22 protein-coding genes are annotated in these 21578 nt (G+C 62.2%); 6 read left to right on the top strand and 16 right to left on the bottom strand.

Annotation, left to right across the window (positions count from 1 at the left end; translation table 11 throughout):
• Positions 1-62: 62 nt before the first annotated feature.
• Complete coding sequence (locus tag CFE28_09255; GenBank protein ID OYU70164.1) at positions 63-560, top strand: damage-inducible protein CinA; 498 nt, start codon at positions 63-65, stop codon at positions 558-560.
• Here the strand turns inward: CFE28_09255 and CFE28_09250 are convergent.
• Positions 551-1000 carry a ubiquinone-binding protein gene (locus CFE28_09250; GenBank protein ID OYU70163.1) on the bottom strand — a complete coding sequence of 150 codons (450 nt, stop codon included), beginning with the start codon at positions 998-1000 and terminating at the stop codon, positions 551-553. The two genes, CFE28_09255 and CFE28_09250, sit on opposite strands and share 10 nt — an antisense overlap.
• Positions 1001-1004: 4 nt before the next feature.
• Positions 1005-1964: a lipoyl synthase gene (gene lipA, locus CFE28_09245; GenBank protein OYU71641.1), complete on the bottom strand. Its 960-nt coding sequence runs from the start codon at positions 1962-1964 to the stop codon at positions 1005-1007.
• An 85-nt stretch (positions 1965-2049) separates the two neighbouring features.
• Here lipA and CFE28_09240 point away from each other — a divergent pair, with 85 nt between their 5' ends.
• Positions 2050-3108: a lysophospholipase gene (locus tag CFE28_09240; GenBank protein ID OYU70162.1), complete on the top strand. Its 1059-nt coding sequence runs from the start codon at positions 2050-2052 to the stop codon at positions 3106-3108.
• A gap of 129 nt (positions 3109-3237) precedes the next feature.
• Positions 3238-4794 carry a 2-acylglycerophosphoethanolamine acyltransferase gene (locus tag CFE28_09235; protein OYU70161.1) on the top strand — a complete coding sequence of 519 codons (1557 nt, stop codon included), beginning with the start codon at positions 3238-3240 and terminating at the stop codon, positions 4792-4794.
• A 5-nt stretch (positions 4795-4799) separates the two neighbouring features.
• Here CFE28_09235 and lpdA read toward each other — a convergent pair whose 3' ends face one another.
• The 7 genes from lpdA to CFE28_09200 form a co-directional block, all read right to left on the bottom strand.
• Positions 4800-6200 carry a dihydrolipoyl dehydrogenase gene (gene lpdA, locus CFE28_09230; protein ID OYU70160.1) on the bottom strand — a complete coding sequence of 467 codons (1401 nt, stop codon included), beginning with the start codon at positions 6198-6200 and terminating at the stop codon, positions 4800-4802.
• 10 nt (positions 6201-6210) lie between these two features.
• Entirely contained in the window at positions 6211-7482 is a 1272-nt protein-coding gene (locus CFE28_09225; GenBank protein OYU70159.1) for a pyruvate dehydrogenase complex dihydrolipoamide acetyltransferase, read from the bottom strand.
• A gap of 22 nt (positions 7483-7504) precedes the next feature.
• Positions 7505-7900: an aldehyde-activating protein gene (locus CFE28_09220; protein ID OYU70158.1), complete on the bottom strand. Its 396-nt coding sequence runs from the start codon at positions 7898-7900 to the stop codon at positions 7505-7507.
• The gene (locus CFE28_09215; GenBank protein OYU70157.1) at positions 7897-9240 is read right to left on the bottom strand and encodes a pyruvate dehydrogenase complex E1 component subunit beta; all 1344 of its coding nucleotides are present in this window, start codon (positions 9238-9240) and stop codon (positions 7897-7899) included. Before CFE28_09215 ends, CFE28_09220 begins: the two co-directional genes overlap by 4 nt.
• Positions 9237-10268: a pyruvate dehydrogenase (acetyl-transferring) E1 component subunit alpha gene (gene pdhA, locus CFE28_09210; protein OYU70156.1), complete on the bottom strand. Its 1032-nt coding sequence runs from the start codon at positions 10266-10268 to the stop codon at positions 9237-9239. Before pdhA ends, CFE28_09215 begins: the two co-directional genes overlap by 4 nt.
• Positions 10269-10329: 61 nt before the next feature.
• A complete protein-coding gene (locus CFE28_09205) occupies positions 10330-10626 on the bottom strand; it encodes a septum formation initiator (protein ID OYU70155.1) in 297 nt (98 codons plus the stop codon).
• Between the two features lie 74 nt (positions 10627-10700).
• Complete coding sequence (locus CFE28_09200; GenBank protein OYU70154.1) at positions 10701-11984, bottom strand: phosphopyruvate hydratase; 1284 nt, start codon at positions 11982-11984, stop codon at positions 10701-10703.
• Between the two features lie 124 nt (positions 11985-12108).
• Here CFE28_09200 and CFE28_09195 point away from each other — a divergent pair, with 124 nt between their 5' ends.
• Positions 12109-12879, top strand: a complete 771-nt coding sequence (locus CFE28_09195) for an enoyl-CoA hydratase (protein OYU70153.1) — start codon at positions 12109-12111, stop codon at positions 12877-12879.
• Between the two features lie 17 nt (positions 12880-12896).
• Here CFE28_09195 and CFE28_09190 read toward each other — a convergent pair whose 3' ends face one another.
• From CFE28_09190 to CFE28_09180, 3 genes are all read right to left on the bottom strand, one after another.
• A complete protein-coding gene (locus CFE28_09190; protein OYU70152.1) occupies positions 12897-13079 on the bottom strand; it encodes a 50S ribosomal protein L32 in 183 nt (60 codons plus the stop codon).
• Positions 13080-13213: 134 nt separating this feature from the next.
• Positions 13214-14854: a CTP synthetase gene (locus tag CFE28_09185; protein ID OYU70151.1), complete on the bottom strand. Its 1641-nt coding sequence runs from the start codon at positions 14852-14854 to the stop codon at positions 13214-13216.
• Positions 14855-14997: 143 nt separating this feature from the next.
• The gene (locus CFE28_09180) at positions 14998-15423 is read right to left on the bottom strand and encodes a preprotein translocase subunit SecG (GenBank protein OYU71640.1); all 426 of its coding nucleotides are present in this window, start codon (positions 15421-15423) and stop codon (positions 14998-15000) included.
• 164 nt (positions 15424-15587) lie between these two features.
• Between CFE28_09180 and CFE28_09175 the strand changes: the two genes are divergently transcribed.
• Positions 15588-16358, top strand: a complete 771-nt coding sequence (locus CFE28_09175) for a hypothetical protein (protein OYU70150.1) — start codon at positions 15588-15590, stop codon at positions 16356-16358.
• A gap of 186 nt (positions 16359-16544) precedes the next feature.
• A complete protein-coding gene (locus tag CFE28_09170; protein ID OYU70149.1) occupies positions 16545-17672 on the top strand; it encodes a hypothetical protein in 1128 nt (375 codons plus the stop codon).
• Here the strand turns inward: CFE28_09170 and CFE28_09165 are convergent.
• The 4 genes from CFE28_09165 to fabF all read right to left on the bottom strand — a co-directional run bounded on the left by CFE28_09165 (position 17669) and on the right by fabF (position 21554).
• Positions 17669-18331, bottom strand: a complete 663-nt coding sequence (locus tag CFE28_09165; protein ID OYU70148.1) for a guanylate kinase — start codon at positions 18329-18331, stop codon at positions 17669-17671. The genes CFE28_09170 and CFE28_09165 overlap by 4 nt on opposite strands.
• 3 nt (positions 18332-18334) lie before the next feature.
• Positions 18335-19219, bottom strand: coding sequence for a YicC family protein (locus CFE28_09160; protein ID OYU70147.1), 885 nt, complete (start codon positions 19217-19219; stop codon positions 18335-18337).
• Complete coding sequence (locus CFE28_09155) at positions 19216-20202, bottom strand: aminodeoxychorismate lyase (protein ID OYU71639.1); 987 nt, start codon at positions 20200-20202, stop codon at positions 19216-19218. Before CFE28_09155 ends, CFE28_09160 begins: the two co-directional genes overlap by 4 nt.
• A gap of 68 nt (positions 20203-20270) precedes the next feature.
• Positions 20271-21554, bottom strand: coding sequence for a beta-ketoacyl-[acyl-carrier-protein] synthase II (gene fabF / locus CFE28_09150; GenBank protein OYU70146.1), 1284 nt, complete (start codon positions 21552-21554; stop codon positions 20271-20273).
• Between the last annotated feature and the right edge of the window lie 24 nt (positions 21555-21578).

The following is a 21578-nucleotide window of genomic DNA, read 5'->3' as shown; positions in this document are numbered from 1 at the left end:
AGAGGCGATAGCGTTATTCAGGTGCTATCTCACACTTGCTTAATTTGCTCGGAGCCCACGCCATGTTTTCTCTCGAGATCGAAACCCTGGCCCGCCTGCTGGTGGACGAGGCCCGCAGCAAGTCCCTGCGGATCGTCACGGCAGAGAGCTGCACCGGCGGCCTTGTCGCAGCAGCGATCTGCAATATCCCCGGGGCGTCAGATGTCTTCGAGCGTGGATTTGTCACCTACACCAATCGGGCAAAGCAGGAGTTGCTGGATGTGCCCGGCGAGTTGATCGCTGACCTCGGCGCAGTTTCCGAGCCGGTCTCCCGGATGATGGCTGAGGGCGCCCTTGAGAATTCCAACGCCCATATCTCGGTCGCCATTACAGGTGTCGCCGGGCCAGGCGGCGGGACGCGGATGAAGCCTGTGGGCACTGTCCACATCGCCACTGCGCGCACCAACCATGGCCTTCACCACAGGGAAGAGTTCTTCCAGCTTGAAACCCGGTCCGAGATTCAGCTCGCGGCGGTCCAGGCCGCCCTGGAAGCCCTTCGGGAGCGGGTGGCTCAATCCTGACCGTACAGGGCTTTCGCCCGGTCATCGAAGCAGGTCATCAGCCGATCCACGGCCAGCTCGAAATTGCTCTGAAGCAGGTTGTCCAGCATCCGCGACTTGAAGGCGAAGTCGATATCAAAGCGCACTTCGGTCCCTTCGCCGTCCTCTGTGAAGATCCAGCGGTTTCTGAGTCGCTCAAACGGCCCTGAGATCAGGCCGACATCGATCTGCATTGCGCCTGGATCGCGGCGCACCCGTGTGGAGAACCGCTCTTTCAGGAAGCTGAACCCGACCTTGGCTTCTGCATCCACCCATGAGACCCCCTGTTCGTCGATGCGGGCGTTCCAGGTCCGCATTCCGGTGATCCAGGTCACGAAGTCCGGATAACGATCCACGTCGCCGACCAGGGAATAAAGCTGCTCCGGGGCATAGGGCAGCCGTCTTGTGACCTGGTGCCGCACGCCTTCAGACGCCAGCCCGGGTCAGCCGCGCCGCCTTGAGCCGCGCAAAGTCCTCGCCGGCATGGTGGGAAGACCGGGTCAAGGGACTGGCGGAAACCATCAGGAAGCCCTTGGCGTAGGCTATCTCCTCATAGGCCTTGAACTCGTCAGGTGTAACAAAGCGATCCACGGCGGCGTGTTTGCGGGTTGGCTGCAGGTACTGGCCAATGGTCAGGAAATCGATTCCGGCCGAGCGCATGTCATCCATGACCTGCATGACCTCTTCCTTGGCCTCGCCGAGGCCCACCATGAGACCCGACTTGGTGAACTGGGTTGGATCCCGTTCCTTGACCCGCTCAAGCAGGCGCAGGGAGTGGAAGTACCGGGCGCCGGGTCGGATCGACAGATAGAGCCGGGGCACGGTCTCCAGATTGTGGTTGAAGACGTCCGGCTTCGCGTCGATCACGGTTTCGGCGGCTTCTACGGGCTTGCGAAGGAAGTCCGGTGTCAGGATCTCGATCGTCGTCTGTGTAGCCGTACTGCGGATGGCGCGGACCACAGCGGCAAAATGCGCAGCTCCGCCGTCCGCAAGATCGTCGCGGTCCACCGATGTGATGACCACATGCTTCAAGCCCATTTTCAGAACGGCGTCAGCGACGCGGGCGGGCTCGGTGGGATCCAGGGCATCCGGTTTGCCGGTCGAGACATTGCAGAAGGCGCAGGCCCGGGTGCAGATCTCGCCCATGATCATCATGGTGGCGTGGGCCTGGGTCCAGCACTCCCCGATATTCGGACAGGCAGCTTCCTCACAGACCGTGGTCAATCCGTGGGTTTTGACAATTTCGCGGGTGGCGTTGTAGCCGGCCGATCCCGGCGCCCTGACCCTGAGCCACTCCGGTTTGCGCAGCATGGGCGTATCGGGTCGCGCCTGCTTTTCAGGGTGACGCACCCGGGCGCCGGTTCGCGTGTCGATGACTGTGGCCATGAACCATAGATCGTCCTTCATCGGGCGCGGATCAAGCGGCAAAGGGACACCTTGCATCACCTGGTGAATTTGGGCTGATAGGGTCATGTTCCGTCGAGCAGCCCTGACCCTGGCGCTTATTCTCCTGGCAGCCGGTTGTCACCGCACGGGAGGCGTCCAGCCATTTGCCGAGAGCCGAACCCCGCCGGACCTCGCGGGCCGGTTCTTCAGACCGGAAGGCTGGGCCTGGGGGTATGTCCAGGTAGGGGCCAATCCCCCTCAAAGGTATGGGGTCGCCTCAACCTGGCGGGCGCCGAGGGCCTCGGTGATTATCCTGCCCGATACTGGAGAATGCGCCGAAGCCTGGTTCGAGACGGCGTCGGACCTGACAAGGCGAAGCTATTCGGTCTGGGTGCTGGACCGGGCGTCCGAATGTGGGTCCGGACGATCTGCGTCGCCGGGTGATCGTGTCCATGTCAAATCCTTCGATCCGGACCTGGCGGCGGTAAAGGCGCTCATGCGCATTGTCGTGAGGCCGAATGGTGAAACACCGGTCATCCTGCTGGGCCAGGGGCGCGGGGCCATTCTGGCCCTCAGGTCCGTTCAGCGCGGTCTGGATGTTGACGGTCTTGTCCTGTCCTCCCCAACAGTTCCGCCGCCCAAGGCATGGAGGGCCTGGACGAGAGAGAGCCCCGACGCCTACCAAGCTGGAAAGACCCATGATCCGTGGCGGGGGCATGTCTCCCACGCCTGGATGACAGCCAATCCTGATCTGCGAGGGTCGGGTGTAAGCCGCGACTGGCTCGAACAGGCCAAGAGCCTTGAGGACAAGGCCCGGCAGTCCGCCACCGGTCTTGGGAAGACCACCCTGATCCTCAGCTCCGGCCCCGCGACCTCAGAAGACCTCGATCTCTGCGGCGCCATTGGGACATGCTCCCTCGTGCCCATACCTGGGGCGCGACCTGCCCTCAGCCTGGAAGCTGACACCTGGCGCACGCCATGGCTCGATGCCCTGGCGACCTTCATCGCCGCAAAGTCGGAGGCCGCGCGACGTGTCGGAAAGGATCGACGGGCGCCAGAGCCAAGCATGGCGCCTAACCCGGTGAGCGAGGATCTGAGACCCAGAGACATCCCGTCTGGCAGCGAGGCGAGCACAGGTCCATAGGTCCGGCTCGCGTTTGATGGCGACATACAGAAGTTGCACTCACGGAATGTAACGGACCTTTTCAAGGGTTGGCGCACTGGCTAGGTTAGGGTCCATACAGCCGACGATAGGTCGGGGAGGACTTACCACTTGTCGGAATCGTTTGATCCCATCGCTGCCGAGCGCACTGTGTTTCAGGCCCTGCTGGACGCCCGCACAAAGTACGGCGCGAAGAAGCTGATCCTCGAAGACCAGGATCGTAACCCCCTCAGCTATACCGACCTGATCCGGGCTTCCTTCGCCCTGGGCCGCAAGATCGCCGCCATGACCAAGCCTGGCGAGCGGGTTGGCGTGATGCTTCCGGCCAGCTCTGGCGTCGTCGTGACCTTCTTCGCCCTTCACGCCTTCGGGCGGGTTCCGACCATGTTGAACTTCACCTCAGGCATCCGGAACCTGAAGGCGGCCTGTGAACTGGCAGGGGTCAAGCATGTCCTGACGGCCAGCAAGTTCATCGAGCAGGGCAAACTCCATGACCTGACGGACGCCCTCGAGACCGTCGCCAAGGTGGTCTATCTTGAAGATGTCCGTGAAAGCGTGGGCCTGGCCGACAAGGTGTTCGCAGCCACGGCAGGCGCCCTGCCCGGCCCCTTCCTGGCCAAGGCCAAGCCATCCGACCCCGGCGTCATTCTTTTCACCTCAGGCAGCTTCGGGACTCCGAAGGGCGTGGTGCTGAGCCAGGCGAACCTTGTGGCCAATGTCCTGCAGATTGCGGCTCACATTGACCTGGATCCGGACTGGGTGATGTTCAATCCCCTGCCGACCTTCCACTGCTTTGGCCTGACCGCAGGCGTTCTTCTGCCTATCCTCAACGGCATGAAGGCATTTGAGTACCCCTCCCCGCTACATACCAAGATCATCCCCCCGCTGCTGAAGGACTGTAACGCGTCCATCCTGCTGGCTACCGACACTTTCGTGAACCAGTACGCCAGAGTGGCCGAGCGCGACGAGATGAGTGGCCTGAAATTCATCGTCTGCGGCGCCGAGAAGGTGCGCGATGAGACCCATAACCTGATCACCGAGCGGTTCGGCAATGTGCCTGTCCTGGAGGGCTATGGAATGACCGAGGCGGCGCCCGTGGTGGCCGTCAACCAGCCAGGTGACAACCGGCGAGGGACTGTCGGCGGGCTTCTTCCGGGTATCGAAGTGCGGCTCGAGCCGGTTGAGGGAATTGCCGGCGGTGGCCGGTTCTATGTTCGCGGCACGAATGTGATGTCGGGCTATCTGCTGCCCGACGGGTCTGTCGAGGCGCCCGTGGATGGCTGGCATGACACCGGGGACGTGGTTTCGATCACGGATGACAACTGGATCACGATCCTTGGGCGGGTGAAGCGCTTCGCCAAGGTCGCCGGGGAAATGGTGTCCCTCACCGCGGCTGAAGACCTGGCCTCGACGGTCTGGCCAGACGCCAGGCACGCCGTGGTGGCCATGCCGGACCCCAAGAAGGGCGAAAGGCTGGTCCTTTTCACTGATCAGCAGGATGCGGAATCCTCCGCTCTCCTGGCCCACGCCCAATCCATCGGCGCTCCGGAACTGGCCGTACCCAAAAAGATCGTGCGGATTGCTGAGGTCCCGGTGCTGGGCACCGGCAAGACCGACTATGTCGCCCTTCAGCGCATGGCCGAGACCGACGGTCGACGGGCCGCCTGACCCCGTCAGACGTGCAGGACCTTGCCGAAGGCGTCCAGTGCGGACTCGTGCATGGCCTCGCTCATGGTCGGATGTGGATAGACCGTGGCGTGGAGTTCGGCCTCGGTGGCCTCAAGGGTCATGGCCAGGGCATAGCCCTGAATCATTTCTGTGACTTCTGCCCCGATCATATGGGCTCCGATGAGGGCGCCAGTCTTGCCATCGAAGATGGTCTTGACGAAACCCTCGGTCTCCCCGGACGCGATGGCCTTGCCATTCACCTTGAACGGGAAACGGCCGACCTTGATGTCCAGACCCTTATCCTTCGCCTGCGCCTCAGTCAGGCCAATGGAAGCGATTTGCGGCGTTGCATAAGTGCATCCAGGGATTGGCGCTGTCAGGTTTGAGGACGGCAGACCAGCTATATGCTCAATGCAATGGACACCTTCATGGCTGGCCTTGTGCGCCAGCCAGGGCGGACCCGCCACATCGCCGATCGCGTAGAGTCCTGGCACGCCCGTCGCACCGTGACTGTCGGTTACAATGTGGGTCTTCTCGATTCTGACACCCAGGGCCTCGAGCCCCATGTCCTCAACATTCCCCACAATACCGACCGCCACGATGGCGACATCTGAACTCAGGGTTTCGGCCTTGCCGGCAGACTCCAGCTCCAGAGTGACGCCGGACTTGCTGGCCTTGAGACTCTTCACCGTGGCGCCGACACGGAATTTCAGTCCGCGCTTTTCAAAGGCCTTCTGCGCCGCCTTTGACACCTCCTCATCCTCGACGGGGAGAATGCGGGCAAGGCTCTCGATCACCGTCACATCGGAGCCCAGAGCCCGATAGAAGCTGGCGAACTCAATGCCTATGGCGCCCGAACCAATGACGACCAGGGACTTGGGCGTTGATTTCGGGACCAGGGCCTCCCGATAGGTCCAGATGCGTTCGCCGTCGGGAACCAGCCCAATGGCGGGAATGGTGCGGGCCCTGGCGCCTGTCGCCAGGATCACATGCTTGGCCGTGACTGTCCGGCTTCCGCCAGCCTTCAGGGCCACGACCACCTTGGGCGCAAGCCCACCCTTTTCCAGCTTTGCGACGCCCTCGATCACCTCGATCTTGTGCTTCTTCATCAGGAAGGCGACGCCAGCATTCAGCTGGGATGAAACGCCACGGGAACGTGTGACTATGGCGTCAAAGTCGAAGCTGGCCCCCTGAACCTTGAGACCATAGTCAGAAAGGTGGCCCAGTTGCTCATAGACCTCGGCGGATTTCAGCAGGGCCTTGGTCGGGATACAGCCCCAGTTGAGGCAGATGCCGCCCAGGAGTTCCCGCTCAACAATGGCGGTGCGCATGCCAAGCTGGCTGGCGCGGATGGCCGTGACATAGCCGCCCGGCCCTGATCCGATGACGATGAGGTCGAAATCCATGGTCTTCGCCCTAAACGATCATGGTGATGGGATCTTCGATCAGGGCCTTGAAGGCCTGCAGCCAGCGCGCGCCGATGGCGCCGTCCACCACCCGATGATCACAGGTCAGGGTCACAGTCATCATGGTGGCTATGGCCAGTTGGTCACCCACCACTATGGCGCGCTTCTCACCGGCTCCAACCGAGAGGATCGCACCCTGCGGCTCATTGATGATGGAGGCGAAGGCCTTGATCCCGAACATGCCAAGATTGGAAATGGAGAAGGTGCCGCCCTGGAACTCGTCGGGCTTCAGCTTCTTCGATCGGGCGCGGGTGGCCAGATCCTTGGCCTCGGATGCGATCTGCGCCAGCCCCTTCAGCTCGGCCGAGCGGATGATGGGCGTAATCAGACCGCCATCGATCGCGACCGCCATGGCGATGTCCGCGTGATGGTGCATGGCGATGCCTTCGGGCGAATAGCTGGCATTGGCCTCTGGAACCTGCTTCAGGGCGACCGCCGCGGCCTTGATCACCAGATCATTGACGCTGACCTTCTGTCCCTGGGCCTCAAGCATGCCATTGATCTTGACCCGCGCCGCCAGCAGGGCGTCGATGTTCAGGTCTATGGTCAGCGGGAAGTGAGGCACATCCCGGAAGCTGTCTGACATGCGGCGGGCGACTGTCTTGCGCATCCCGTCCAATGGGATCAGGTCATAGCTGCCATCAGCAATGCCCATCTGCGCCAGGGACTGGGCCTGCCTTGGAACTGCGGACACGGCAGTCGCGGGAGCCGCATCCTGCCGTGCAGACGCCGCCTTCGGGGCGCCGGGCTGGGCCGCATCCACATCGGCCTTGATGATCCGTCCATGGGGACCTGTCCCCTTGATGTCGGAAAGGGAAAGGCCCTTCTGCTCAGCAATGCGTCTGGCCAGGGGCGAAGCGAAAATCCGGCCGCCCTCAGCCTTGGTCGGGACAGCGGCCATAACGGGCTTCGCAGGGGCGGGAGAAGGTGGCGCCTGCACGGCGACGGGCTCGGCAACAACCTGCGCAGCGGGCTTTGCATCACCTCCGGCGAGGCGGGCGATGGGCGTGTTTACCTTCACCTCTTCAGTCCCCTCAGGGACAAGGATTGCTTCGACAACGCCCTCGTCTACAGCCTCGACCTCCATGGTCGCCTTGTCGGTCTCGATCTCGGCAATGACATCGCCGCTGCGGACCGTGTCACCGGCCTTGATGAACCACTTGGCGAGGACACCCTCCTCCATGGTGGGCGAGAGGGCGGGCATGAGGATATCAGTAGACATTGTCAGATGCTCACGCAGGGAGTCATGGCTGCTCCTGGGACAGATGGCTGAGATGGCCGGCGTTGGCCTCCCAGTTCTGGCCGTCGAATTCGGACAGGTTGAGGGCGACCGGCGCGTCCAGGCACCGGGCGTTGACTGACCAGCCATCGGGGTTGGACCTCGGCCGGTAGAAGGCTTTCACCCCACAGACACGACAGAACAGGTGTTTGGCGACGCCGGTATTGAAGACATATTCGGTGAGGCTGTCCTGCCCCTGGTCCAGCCGGAAACGGCTCTCCGGGACGATCATGTGGATGAAGCCGACCTTGCCACACATGGAACAATTACAGGTCTGGGCCTCAACGGGCTCAACCAGCGCGACCTCGAAACGGACTGCGCCGCAGTGACAGCCGCCCTGACGCCAGGAAGCACCGGTCATCGATAACAAACCGCCTTTGCGGCCTGAACGATCTTTTCCACGCCTGGAAGCGACAGGAGCTCCAGGTTCGCGGCGTAGGGCATGGGAACATCCTCCTGGCACACCCGGGTCGGCGGTGCGTCCAGATAGTCAAAGGCGTGTTCCAGCACCCGGGCGATCACCTCGGCGCCAACCCCCATGGGACCCCAGCCTTCCTCGGCCGTGACCAGACGATTGGTCTTCTTGACGCTCTCGACGATGGTCTCATGGTCAAGGGGGCGAAGGGTGCGAAGGTCGATGACCTCGGCGTCAATGCCTTCGGCTGCAAGTTCCTCGGCCGCCTTGAGCGCCAGCCCAACCATGCGGGAGTGGGCCGTGATGGTGACATCCTTCCCGACCCGCCGGACCTTGGCCTTGCCAATGGGCACGACCCAGTCGATATCGGCCGGAATGTCGAACTCGGTTCCATAGAGCATCTCGTGCTCAAGGAAGACGACAGGGTTGGGATCGCGGATCGCCGCCTTCAGAAGGCCCTTTGCGTCGGCCGCATCATAGGGCGCCACAACCTTGAGACCGGGCACCTGGGCATACCAGGCCGAATAGTCCTGGCTGTGCTGGGCGCCTACCCGGGCCGCCGCACCATTTGGTCCACGGAAGACGATTGAGCAGCGGATCTGTCCGCCAGACATGTAGAGGGTCTTGGCTGCGGAATTGATAATATGATCAATAGCCTGCATGGCGAAGTTGAAGGTCATGAACTCGATGATCGGCTTCAGACCCGCCATGGCGGCGCCAACGCCCAGACCAGCGAACCCATGTTCAGTGATCGGGGTGTCAATGACCCTGCGGTCGCCAAACTCCTGAAGGAGGTCACGGCTGACCTTGTAGGCGCCCTGATACTGCGCGACTTCCTCGCCCATCAGGAACACGGCGTCATCCCGACGCATTTCTTCGGCCATGGCGTCGCGCAGGGCGTCGCGCACAGTGATCCTGACCAGCCTGGCGTCTGCCGGAATTTCCGGATCGACCTGCACAGCCGGCATGGGCGCAGCAACCTTTTCGACAGGCGCAGGCGCCACTACAGGCGCTGTCGGCGCAGGTGAAGGAGCCGCCTCAACAGCCCCCTGCCCGGCCAGGCGGGCAATCGGCGTATTGACCTTTACCTCTTCAGTCCCTTCCGGGATGAGGATTTCCTCGACGACGCCTTCATCAACCGCCTCGACCTCCATGGTCGCCTTGTCTGTCTCGATCTCGGCAATCACGTCGCCGCTGCGGACCGAGTCACCGGCCTTCACGAACCACTTCGCCAGGGTCCCCTCTTCCATGGTGGGGGACAGGGCCGGCATCAGGATGTCGGTCACTGTGCGGCCTCCAGGTAGACGTCGGTATAGAGCTCCGATGGATCAGGCTCGGGGCTGGTTCGGGCAAATTCAGCGGCGTCGGCGACGACGCGTTTGACCTCTGCGTCTATGGCCTTCAGGGCCGCGTCGTCCGCCCAGCCCTTCTTTTCGAGCAGTTCCTGCAGATGGTCGATGGGATCACGGTTCTTCCGGACCTCGTCGACCTCTTCCCGGCTGCGGTACTTCGCCGGATCACTCATGGAATGCCCGCGATAGCGATAGGTCTTCATTTCGAGAATGTAGGGGCCATTTCCTGACCTGGCGTGCTCTGCGGCCCTTCCGGCGGCGTCGCGGACGGCCAGGACATCCATACCGTCAACCTCTTCGCCCGGGATCAGGAATGAGGCGCCGCGCTTGTAAAGATGGGTCTCTGCGGAAGCCCGCTCAATGGAGGTTCCCATGGCGTACTGGTTGTTCTCGATCACGTAAACGACCGGCAGGCTCCAGAGCTCGGCCATGTTGAAGCTCTCATAGACCTGGCCCTGGTTGGCCGCGCCGTCGCCGAAATAGGCGAAGCTGACATTGCCATTGGCCTTGTATTTGTTGGCGAGAGCCAAGCCCGTACCAAGGCTCACCTGAGCGCCAACGATCCCGTGACCGCCGTAGAAGTCCGCCTCGGTCGAGAACATGTGCATGGACCCGCCCTTGCCCTTGGACGACCCTCCGGACCTACCGGTCAGTTCGGCCATGACCTCCCGTGGGTCCATTCCACAGGCCAGCATGTGGCCGTGATCCCGATAGCCCGTAATGACCTGATCACCGGGCTTCTTGATCGCCTGAACGCCTACGGCAATAGCTTCCTGGCCGATATACAGATGGCAAAATCCGCCGATGAGCCCCATGCCGTAAAGCTGCCCGGCCCGCTCTTCGAAGCGGCGGATCATCAGCATGTCGCGATAATAACCGAGCAACTCGTCCTTGGAGGCCGTTTCAACCGTCCCCATGGTTTTTTTGGCTTTCGACGGTGAGACAGCTGGGCTGCGCGCCATAGGTCACTCCAGATAATTTTCGTCGCCAACCGGCGAGACCTGTTTCCGCAGGGCCCGAATCCTAAGGCTGCCGCCGGATCACATAATCTCTTGGATCAGCGAAACCTAACAGGGAACGCGCACGTTCCTCCAGAAGATCAGCAGATAGGGATTCATCGCGCAACAAGCGAGCGCGGGCCTCGAGATCTTCCCGCTGGCTGCGCACCAGCTCCAGCTCCGCTGTTTTCGCGGCCAGGGCCGCGTCCCTCTCGCCGGTAGTCAGTATTCCCCGATCACCCGTCAGGGCGTGAAATCCGAAATAGGAGATCAGCAGCCCCAGGGCGAGGGTAGGAATATAGGTGCGCAGACTAGATAGCACGGGGTGGGAATCACCTAATCGCAGAGACGATTCCACTTTGCCTTCACATGCTTAACCAAGGCTTGCGATGGGGCTCAGCCAGCGCGTTTCAGAGCCTTTCGACCCAGATATATGGCTTGATCGCCAAGCTCTTCCTCAATCCGGAGCAGCTGATTGTACTTGGCCGTCCGGTCGGCCCGCGCCAGGGAGCCGGTCTTGATCTGCCCACAGTTCGCAGCGACCGACAGGTCGGCGATGGTCGAGTCCTCGGTTTCGCCTGACCGGTGGCTCATGACCGACGTGTACCCGGCCCTGTGGGCCATATCCACGGCGTCGAGGGTTTCCGACAGGGTGCCGATCTGGTTGACCTTGACCAGAATGGAATTTGCCAGACCACGCCCGATCCCGTCCGCCAGACGGGCCGGATTGGTCACGAACAGATCATCGCCAACCAGCTGGACCTTGCCGCCGAGTTTGTCGGTCAGTAGCTTCCAGCCCTCGAAATCATCCTCGGCGCATCCATCCTCGATGGTGGCGATCGGGAAGGCCGCCGCCAGGGCGGCCAGGTAATCGACCATTCCGGCAGGGTCGAGGTTCTTGCCCTCCCCGGCCATGTCGTACCTTCCGCCCTTGAAGAATTCAGTTGAGGCGACGTCCAGGCCGAGCAGGAAATCCGTTCCCGCCTTGTAGCCAGCGGCCTCGCCCGACTTCACGATGAAGGCCAGGGCTTCCTCGGCGGTCGCGATGTTCGGCGCGAAGCCGCCCTCGTCGCCAACATTGGTATTGTGCCCGGCCGCCTTCAGTGCGGACTTCAGACTGTGGAAGATCTCTGCGCCCATGCGAAGGCCTTCGGCGAAGGTCGCCGCGCCGGTGGGCAGGATCATGAATTCCTGGATGTCGATCGGGTTGTCAGCATGGGCGCCGCCATTGATGATGTTCATCATCGGAACCGGCAGGACGCGGGCGTTTACGCCGCCCACATACTTGTAGAGGGGCAGGTCAGCTGCGCAGGCCGCCGCCTTGGCCGCCGCCAGACTGACGCCCAGAATGGCGTTGGCGCCCAGACGGGACTTGTTCGGCGTGCCGTCGAGCTCGATCAGGACATTGTCCAGCCGGCGCTGATCTTCGGCGTCGAATCCCGAGAGCGCGTCGTAGATTTCGCCATTGACCGCATCCACGGCCTGCAGCACGCCCTTGCCGCCATAACGGGACTTGTCACCGTCCCGCTTCTCTACGGCCTCGTGAGCGCCTGTAGAAGCGCCTGAAGGCACTGCCGCCCGGCCCATGGAGCCATCCTCGAGGACAACATCGACTTCCACGGTGGGGTTACCCCGGCTGTCCAGAATTTCACGCGCGGTGATGTCGACAATCTCGGTCATGTCCGGTCTCCGGATAACAAAATGTGCGGCGAGCCTTAGCCATCTTCGCTCCGCCGGGCAATCGCGCGACCTTGACTTCAGTTCCCGAAAGCAGACTTTCGCGGGTCAGATCGGGAGAGACGACATGCTTTTGGTGGACATTGCGAACTCGGTTGCCCTGGTGACGCTCAACCGGCCAGAAGCAATGAATGCACTCTCAAGGGAGCTCCGGGCTGAACTGCATCGGACGCTCAGTGCGCTGGACGCTGATCCCCAGGTGAAGGTTATCGTCCTGACCGGCGCTGGCGACCGGGCGTTTACCGCCGGCCTGGATCTCAAGGAGTTGGGAGAAGACCCGGACGGCCTAAAGGCCGCCAATGCGACGGAACCCTCCGAGAATCCCGCCTGGGCGGTCATCGCCTGCCAGAAGCCTGTCATCGGAGCAATCAATGGCGTGGCCATTACTGGTGGATTTGAGGTCGCCCTCGCCTGCGACGTTCTGATCTGTTCGACGAGAGCAAGGTTCGCCGACACCCATGCCCGGGTCGGCATCACCCCGGGCTGGGGACTTTCACAGAAGCTGTCGAGGCTGATCGGGCCTTACCGGGCAAAGGAACTTTCGTTGACCGGCAATTTCCTGGACGCCGAGACGGCCTATGCCTGGGGCCTGGCAAACCGGGTCGTAGCCCCGGAAGAGCTCATCCCCACGGCCTTGAAGCTGGCGGCGGACATGGCCCAGATCGATGTGGAAATGCTGACCGGTTACAAGGCGATGATCGACGACGGCTATGAAATGAGCCTGCGTCAAGGCCTGGAGCTCGAACACGCGAGATCAAGCGCGCACAACCGGCACGTTACGCCTGACATGGTGGAACAGCGGCGGGCCGGCATTCAGGCCCGGGGACGCGCGCAGTAGACTGCGTGCCGAATCCCTTAGTCCTGCTTGGGCGTGATGACCTGACGGCCCTTGTACATGCCGGTCTTCAGATCGACATGGTGCGGACGCTTCAGTTCGCCGGTTTCCTTGTCTTCGACAAAGCTGTTGGCGCCCAGGGCGTGATGCGAGCGACGCATGTTGCGACGGGACGGGGATACTTTGCGTTTAGGAACGGCCACGGGAGAATCTCTCAGGCGTAAAAATGGATGCGGCGGCCCGGGGCCGCCGACGTGAGCGCGGGTGTATGCCTCAATCGATCGATCGATTCAAGACCCCGTTCGGAAGCAATCCCAATCTGACCATTTTAGCGGGGTCACACCAGGCGGCTGCGAACCTTCGCAGCCCCGATGAAGCTTGAGAACAGTGGGTGGGGATCAAAGGGTCGGCTCTTCAGCTCCGGGTGGAACTGAACCCCGACGAACCAGGGATGATCCGGCCTCTCGCAGATTTCCGGCAGGACACCATCCGGAGAGAGACCGCTGAAGGACAGCCCGGCCCGCTCAATGGCCTGCCTGTAGCCGATGTTCACTTCATAGCGGTGGCGGTGACGCTCATGAATGACCGTGGAGCCATAGATTTCCGACACCAGGGAGCCCGGGGTCAGGACGGCTTCGTAGGACCCCAGACGCATGGTTCCGCCGAGATCGTCGCCTTCCCCACGCATTTCGCGCTGATTGCCCTTGGTCCATTCCGTCATCAGACCGACGACAGGTTCAGGTGTCGGGCCGAATTCGGTTGAAGACGCCTCGGAGAGCCCCGCCAGATTGCGGGCAGCTTCCACCATGGCCATCTGCATGCCGAAGCAGATACCGAAATAGGGAATCTGGTGTTCCCGGGCGAACTGGATCGCCCGGATCATGCCGCCGGACCCCCGCTGACCAAAGGCTCCAGGCACAAGGACGCCATGGACCTCGGTCAGGCGCTCGGCGATCAGACCTTCCTCGCGCTCGAAAGCCTCGCCCTCGATCCAGTCCAGTCGGACGCGGACATTGCTGGCAACTCCACCATGGATCAGGGCTTCCACCAGGGATTTGTAGGCGTCTGTCAGGCCGGTGTATTTGCCGACAATGGCGATGTTGACCTCGCCATCAGGATTGGTCAGGCGGTCTGAAATGTCCTGCCACCGGGACAGGTCCGGAGCCGGTGCAGAGTCGCGCATCCCGAAGACGTCAAGGACTTCCCGATCCAGACCCTGGGCGTGATAGTCCAGAGGCACGCCGTAGATGCTGCTGGAGTCCATGGCCTGGATGACCGCACTCTCCCGGACATTGCAGAACTGACCGATCTTCCGGCGCTCGCTGTCAGGAATGGGCTGCTCGCACCGGCACAGCAGTATGTCGGGCTGGATGCCGATGGACCGCAACTCCTTGACGGAGTGCTGGGTCGGCTTGGTCTTCATCTCACCGGCGGTCTTGATGTAGGGCAGCAAGGTGAGATGGATGTAGCAGGCATGCCCGCGTGGCAGTTCCTGCCCGAGCTGACGAATGGCCTCAAAGAAGGGCAGGCCTTCGATATCGCCTACAGTGCCGCCGATCTCCACCAGGACAAAATCGACGCCTTCGCCTGGATCAGAGAGGACGAACTGTTTGATCTCATCGGTGACGTGCGGAATGACCTGGACAGTTGCGCCCAGATAGTCGCCCCGCCGCTCCTTCTCGATGATGGTCTTGTAGATCTGTCCGGTCGTGATGTTGTCGGCGCCCGTGGCGTTCACGCCTGTGAACCGCTCGTAGTGCCCAAGATCCAGATCGGTCTCGGCCCCATCGTCCGTGACGAAGACCTCCCCGTGCTGATAGGGGCTCATCGTCCCAGGATCGACATTGAGATAGGGGTCCAGCTTGCGCAGGCGGACCTTGTATCCACGGGCCTGCAGGAGCGCGCCGAGGGCGGCGGACGCCAGACCTTTTCCAAGGGAAGAGACCACGCCGCCGGTGATGAAAATGTACCGGGTCATGGGCGGTCAGACTAGTCGTGATTCGGCGCGAACGCCTTGAACCGATTGCACTGAACCAGCTGTTCTCCCGTCGGCCAGGCCAAACGCGCAAAGGAGTGCGAGCCGCAAACGCGGCTCCAGGTCATGAAGCACGGGAACAGACCTTACGGTTTTGTCGGAGCCGCAGGCTCAACTTCGCCGGCGAAGGGATTGTTGACGGTCGGAGTCGGCGCCTGGATCGGCGCAGGCGCGCCGTCTGGCGTGGTGGGCGCCGTCTGCCCGGGAGCCTGACCAGCCGGAGGACGGTTGAGCGTGCTGGGCGCGAGATTGTTCATCTTCACCCGGTCAACAACCGAAGTGGCGCCACGGGATTTGCCCGACAGCAGGGTAAGGCTGATGCTGAGAACGAAGAACAGCGTTGCCAGGATCCAGGTCGTGCGGGTCAGCAGATCCCCGGCGCCGCGGGCGCTCATCATACCGGTGGGCCCGCCGCCCATGCCCAGGGCGCCCCCTTCTGACCGCTGCAACAGAACGACGCCAGTCAGCGCGATACTGACCAGGATGTGACAGACGAGCAGAATTCCGAGCATGTCCATGTCCGATGCATTGGGGCGCACCCCAAAAACCAAGCCGCGCGTCTAACATCCTCGCGCGTCGAAAGCCATAGCTGGGGACGACAGGTTCAAAGTGAAAGGCCTCCAGGCATCTTGTCAAAGCCCCGAAGTCGGGCGCAGCCTGCGCCTAAAAGGGAGACATGACCATGGAAGCCGAAGTCCTCGCCCGTGAAATCGAAGGCCTCTTGAAGCTGCGATCCATACCCTTCGCCATGAAGATGTTCGCCCGCCGGGAGGACATGGAGGCCATCCCCCGGATCCGGCGTCCACAATCAGTCCATACCCTGGACCAGATTGTCGGGCAGGCGTCGCGGCTTGGGTGGACCGTCGGCGTTACGGCGGACGATCTGGTTGGCGCGCAATGCCGGGCTGTGGTCGGCCTGGGAAACGCCAAGACCGAGGCATGGCGCTCGGGCGAGCACATGAAGGGCGTCTGGTTTGAAACATCAGAAGACGCCAAAGCCCATCAGGATGCCATGAACTGTGTGCCGGATGGTCTCTATGACGCCCTTGCCGTCGGCCCACTGGCCTCTGGCAAGCTCAAGGACCCTGACATCGTCCTCTTTTACGCAACGCCAGGCGCCATGATCTACTTCATCAATGGCCTGCAGTGGTCTGGATACAAGCGATTCGACTGGAGCGTGGTGGGAGAAAGCGCCTGCGCCGATTCGTGGGGACGGGCCCTGACCACCCGCCTGCCCAGCCTTTCAATCCCCTGCTTTGCCGAGCGGCGGTATGGCGGCGTACTGGATGACGAGATGCTGATGGCATCTCCCCCAGAGTTCATCGAGGCCGCCATTGCGGGCATGAAAGCCCTTTCAGGGAATGGTTTCCGCTATCCCTTCCCACAGTATGGCGTCCAGCAGGATGTCAGGGCCGGAATGGCTGTCAGCTACAGCTCCAAGTCCTAAGGAAGGCGGTAGTCTGGCACCCGAAGCTGGCTGCCCAGGGTTGATGACGGCGCTCGAGAGAGCGGAAAAGAATATGAATTCTTAAGCCCTTAAATGCTTAATTCGACTCGTCAGTGTCTGGTGGTCGGACGGAGGCAAATGCATCCGTGTCCCCTCGAAGCCGGCTGACCCGCTTGGGGGCGATGAATGAAAAATAGGAGCTCTGATCGGGCTATCCGGAATCTGGGTGCTCTTCAGAAGACCGCGTCTACAAGCCGGGTCCTAAATCTGATCGCCGTTGGCTCTACCCATCGGGAAGATCCGACCTACAAGACCCAGCCCTTTTTCGATAATCCGGTTCTCAATGAAAGCCTGATCCTGAAGCACAGGGTCCGGGCCGACGAGCGCTTCGTGTTTGACGATCAGCGCCAGGTCGCCACCAAGGTCATCATTCCATTCGAGAGATCTGACCTTCGCATGGGAGGCCGATCCTTCTTTGTCGGCCAGCGCGGCTGGACAACCATGATCGACGAGATCGCCGGCGAAAACGCCAAGCTGCACCGGGACATTTCCCTGCTGCTGGCCCTCGACGAACTTCCATCCCTCGACCCCTTCCTGCTGCGTGAACACCTCAATCGCCGGGGCTTTCCCATTGCGCCGATCTACTTCGCCATTTCCGACGCCGACCTGGAGCGGATGCAGGAGTATGTGGGACAACAGATCCATCAGCTGATCAGTCTCGCCTTCCCGGCCAACAGCGCCCAGGGCAATTCCGACAAGATGGTCCAGGCCCTGCTTTCCACCCAGATTGACGAGCGGCTGGAGCCACTGCGCATCGTCATGCGGCTGGAGGGAGAAGCCTATCGTGAAGGCGTCTTCAGCTGGAAAGGCTTCCTCTATTACAAATGGGTCCTGAGCGACCTTGCGCCGAAGCTTGGCACGGTGATCAAGGAACTGCCCATGCTTCGGGCCACGGGTCACCGGGACCGCGAACTGCTGAAATACATCGAGGACGCCCGCGCCCGCCTGCTGGACGCCGTTCAGCTGAGACGCCGTGAGGTCGCAGCGGCCCTGCAGGTCTACGACTCAGCCTTCAATGACCTTACCCAGAACGGCCGGCCCATGGCGTTCCGCGACTTCCTGCTTAAGGCGCCCGACATGTTCATGATGTTGGGGGAGCGGATGGGCGTGATTTCGCACATTGCGAGCTTCTGGCGCTACAGGTTCCCCGACCTGAGATCCCTGAACGCCCCGATCGAAGAAGTCGTCGACATCCTGCAGGATTTCGAAGCCAATCTGGTCAGCTATGACCAGGCGCTGTGGGGCACAAACTAGGCGCCTTCGTTCCGCAACTCTTCGACGAAGTCGCCGATCCAGGTGTTCCGGCCAGGCTTAATGCGCTCTGCACGATAGATGTGGCTGAGATCGGCATAGGCGCGGTCGAAGTTCTTGTTGACGATGACATAGTCGTACTCACCCCAGTGGGTGATCTCCTCCCGCCCGCGCTCAAGTCGCCGCTGGATGACATCTTCATGGTCCTGGGCCCGGGCATGCAGACGGCGGGAAAGGTCCGACCAGGATGGCGGCAGAACAAATACCCGCACAGAATCGTCAGGCATGGCGGCGCTGATGTATCGTGCACCCTGCCAGTCGATGTCGAACAGAACGTCGTGCCCCTGCTCCAGAGCCTCGATCACCGGCTTGCGCGGGGTGCCGTACCGGTGATCGTGAACCGCGGCCCATTCGAGCATCTGGTCATCGGCGATCAGCCGGTCGAATTCATCGTCAGACACGAAATGATATTCCCGACCATTTTCCTCCCCGGGCCGCGGGCCGCGGGTAGTGGCCGAGATCGAAAGGGTCAGGTCTGAATAGTCAGCGACAAGCCGCCGGGACAAGGAGGTCTTGCCGGCCCCGGACGGGCTGGACATGAGCAGCAGAAGACCTCGCCTCTGGGTCTCCCAGGGTTTGTGGTGCTCATCCGCCGGGCTCATAGGCTATTCCACATTCTGTACCTGCTCGCGAAACTGCTCGATGGTCGCCTTCAGTTCCAGCCCTAGCGCCGTAAGCTCCGGCAAGGCGGATTTTGAGCACAGGGTATTGGCCTCTCGCATGAATTCCTGCGTCAGGAAATCAAGTCTTCGCCCTGCCTGACCCGGTGTGGCGATCTGGGCCCGGGCGGCCTGAACATGTCCGACCAGCCGGTCGAGCTCCTCGCGGACATCGGCCTTCACGGCCATTGCAGCCGCTTCAACCACGATGCGCTCGGCTATCCCTGGGGCGTCGCCGGCAAGCTCAGCCATACGGCGGGCAAATCGAGCCTGAATGACCGCCGGCTGATCACCTGCACGGGCTTCAGCCTGGTCCACCAGACTGGCCATGCTGGCCAACTGGCCCAACAGGACGCCTTCGAGACTGGCGCCTTCCTCGTTTCGGGTGGCAAGCAGTCCATCCAGGGCAGCGTGGATCGTCTGGACCATTCCGGCTTCCACTGCGGCCAGAAGCTCAGGCGCTTCGGCTTCTGCATCCACATCCAGAACCCCCCGAAGCCCCAACAGGCCATCAAGACTCGGGGGTGTCACCGCTCCCGCACCGAGCCAGGCGGCGCCAGCCTTGAGATAGTATTCCGCCTGCTCGACATTGACCCGCACCGATGCGCGGGCGTCTGAACGCCTGGCGGTAACGCCGACCGTCAGCTGGCCACGCTGAAATCGCGCTTGGGCCGCATCGCGGGCCTGACGCTCAAGACTGTCAAATCCGGGAGGTCCCCGAAATCTCAAATCAAGATTGCGGCCATTCACCGACCGCGCTTCTACCGACCAGGTCCAGTCCCCGTGAGTCCCTTCCGCCCGGCCAAAGCCGGTCATCCCTGACAGGCTCAAGGCTTGCCCCCCGGCTTCACGTCAGCAGCCCGCTTTTTCTCGATCTGGCGCCACTTGGTGACGTTGCGCTGGTGTTCCTCAAGGGTCGACGCAAACACATGCCCACCAGTCCCATCAGCCACGAAATACAGCTCATCGGTTTTTGGCGGATCGAGGACGGCGGCAAGAGCCTCACGCCCGGGATTGGCAATGGGCGTCGGAGGCAGGCCATTGATCTGATAGGTGTTGTAGACCGTTGGTGCGGCAAGCTCGGAGACCCGCAATCCCCTGCCCAGCGAACGGCCCTGGCTGATGCCGTAGATCACCGTCGGGTCACTCTGCAGGCGCATGCCCATGCGAAGCCGGTTCAGAAAGACCGCCGCAACCCGGGGGCGCTCGCTGGCCTTGCCCGTTTCCTTCTCGACAATTGACGCCAGGGTTATGGCCTCATTGGGCGTCTGGAAGGGCAGGTCGGCCTGCCGGTTCTGCCAGAGCAGGACCATCAATCGATCCTGCGCGTCCATCATCCGCTTCAGAACGCGAGCCCGGTCTTCTCCGCGCTGGAATTCATAGGTCTCGGGCAGGATGCTGCCTTCCGCAGGGGTCGGCGCAACCCCGGACAAGAGCGGTTCCGTGGCAAGCTTCTCCACAACGGCTTCCGACGTCAGCCCTTCGGGTACCGTGATCTGGTGCCGCACGGTTTTTCCCGCGCGGATGTCTGACAGGACATCCTTGATCGAAGCCCGGCTCCTGATCGCATATTCCCCCGCTTTCAGGTCCCGGGCGGCGCCCGTGATCTGGACTGCGGTAACAAAGACCGAGGATGAGCCGATCACCCCTGCCCGCTTGAGTGTAGAGGCGATCTCCGGAAGGCCTGCGCCCTGGCGAAGTTCGACGACAGTCTCCTCCCCCGCCTTGGCCGCGGGACCGGGCCCGCCATAGCTCCAGAGGGCACCCGCGATCACAAGGAAAAGGACCAGCCCGAACACCGCGCCGCCGCTCACAAGTGCGACCAGCAGACTCCGCGCCGGGGTTACCCGGCGGGACTTCGACCTGGGCTTTGATTTGCCGCTCACGTAACCTTCTTGAAGACCACTGAGGCGTTGGTTCCACCAAAGCCGAAGCTGTTGGAAAGGGCGACGTTGATCTCCATGGCCTTGGGCTTATTGGGCACAAGATCGATCACCGACTCCACAGACGGATTTTCGAGATTGATGGTCGGCGGCGCGACCTGGTCCCGGATCGCCAGGCAGGTAAAGGCCGCTTCAATCGCTCCGGCGGCGCCCAGCAGGTGTCCCGTGGCCGACTTGGTCGAACTCATGGTGGCCTTGGCCGCCGCATCACCCAGCAGGCGCGTCACAGCGCCCAGCTCGATCTCGTCGCCCAGGGGCGTAGAGGTGCCATGGGCGTTGATGTAGTCGACTTCAGAAGGATCGACACCGGCGTCCTTCAAGGCTGCACGCATGGCGCGGAATCCGCCATCGCCGTCTTCAGCCGGGGCCGTGATGTGATAGGCGTCGCCCGCCATGCCGTAACCCGCGACCTCGGCATAGATCTTGGCCCCACGGGCCTTTGCGTGTTCGTATTCCTCGAGCACCAGCACACCGGCGCCTTCGCCCATTACAAAGCCGTCGCGATCCTTGTCATAGGGGCGGCTTGCGCGCTCGGGGGCGTCGTTGAACCCGGTCGACATGGCGCGGCAGGCGATGAAGCCGGCAATACCCACCGGACAGATTGCGGCCTCGGCGCCGCCTGCCACCATGACGTCGGCATCGCCGTACTTGATCATTCTGGCCGCGTCGCCAACGGCGTGCGCGCCGGTGGCGCAGGCCGTAACCACGGAATGGTTCGGGCCCTTGAACCCGTATTTGATGGAAACCTGACCCGAGGCCAGATTGATAAGGGCCGAAGGGATGAAGAACGGGCTGATCCGCCGGGGGCCCTTCTCATGGAGCTCGACACTGTTGATCTCGATGGTCGCCAGACCGCCGATGCCGGAGCCGATGATTACGCCGGTCCGCTCGGCGTCTTCGGCAGTCGCCGGAACCCAACCCGAATCCCGAACCGCTTCATCAGCTGCGGCGACAGCGTAGAGGATGAAGTCATCCACCCTGCGCTGATCCTTTGGCGCCATGGTCTTGTCCGGATCGAAGGAGCCCTCGATCTCAGGACCGCCGCCGCCACGACCATCCACCCGCGGCACTTCGCAGGCGACCTGGCAGGCATAAACCTCAGGATCAAAATGGGATATCCGCCCTGCGCCGGACTTTCCGGCGAGAATGGCTTTCCAGCTGAGTTCGGTACCCTGGCCCAGGGGGGTCAGAAGGCCTATCCCGGTGACGACGACACGACGCATGGCTGGCTCCAATACGCGAACCGC

It is taken from the genome of Alphaproteobacteria bacterium PA2 (assembly GCA_002256425.1).
Lineage (GTDB): Bacteria > Pseudomonadota > Alphaproteobacteria > Caulobacterales > Caulobacteraceae > Phenylobacterium.
Note: the sequence above shows the minus strand (reverse complement) of the source record. Positions and strands in the feature narration are given on the sequence as shown.

Bases quoted from the DNA above. Each gene is read 5' to 3' on its own strand.
- CFE28_09195 (OYU70153.1), top strand. From the start codon at position 12,109: ATGCTTTTGGTGGACATTGCGAACTCGGTTGCCCTGGTGACGCTCAAC.
- CFE28_09225 (OYU70159.1), bottom strand. From the start codon at position 7,482: ATGTCTACTGATATCCTCATGCCCGCCCTCTCGCCCACCATGGAGGAG.
- fabF (OYU70146.1), bottom strand. From the start codon at position 21,554: ATGCGTCGTGTCGTCGTCACCGGGATAGGCCTTCTGACCCCCCTGGGC.
- pdhA (OYU70156.1), bottom strand. From the start codon at position 10,268: ATGGCGCGCAGCCCAGCTGTCTCACCGTCGAAAGCCAAAAAAACCATG.
- CFE28_09175 (OYU70150.1), top strand. From the start codon at position 15,588: ATGACCATGGAAGCCGAAGTCCTCGCCCGTGAAATCGAAGGCCTCTTG.
- CFE28_09200 (OYU70154.1), bottom strand. From the start codon at position 11,984: ATGACCGAGATTGTCGACATCACCGCGCGTGAAATTCTGGACAGCCGG.
- CFE28_09240 (OYU70162.1), top strand. From the start codon at position 2,050: ATGTTCCGTCGAGCAGCCCTGACCCTGGCGCTTATTCTCCTGGCAGCC.
- CFE28_09255 (OYU70164.1), top strand. From the start codon at position 63: ATGTTTTCTCTCGAGATCGAAACCCTGGCCCGCCTGCTGGTGGACGAG.
- lpdA (OYU70160.1), bottom strand. From the start codon at position 6,200: ATGGATTTCGACCTCATCGTCATCGGATCAGGGCCGGGCGGCTATGTC.
- CFE28_09185 (OYU70151.1), bottom strand. From the start codon at position 14,854: ATGACCCGGTACATTTTCATCACCGGCGGCGTGGTCTCTTCCCTTGGA.
- CFE28_09165 (OYU70148.1), bottom strand. From the start codon at position 18,331: ATGAGCCCGGCGGATGAGCACCACAAACCCTGGGAGACCCAGAGGCGA.
- lipA (OYU71641.1), bottom strand. From the start codon at position 1,964: ATGGCCACAGTCATCGACACGCGAACCGGCGCCCGGGTGCGTCACCCT.
- CFE28_09170 (OYU70149.1), top strand. From the start codon at position 16,545: ATGAAAAATAGGAGCTCTGATCGGGCTATCCGGAATCTGGGTGCTCTT.
- CFE28_09180 (OYU71640.1), bottom strand. From the start codon at position 15,423: ATGCTCGGAATTCTGCTCGTCTGTCACATCCTGGTCAGTATCGCGCTG.
- CFE28_09220 (OYU70158.1), bottom strand. From the start codon at position 7,900: ATGACCGGTGCTTCCTGGCGTCAGGGCGGCTGTCACTGCGGCGCAGTC.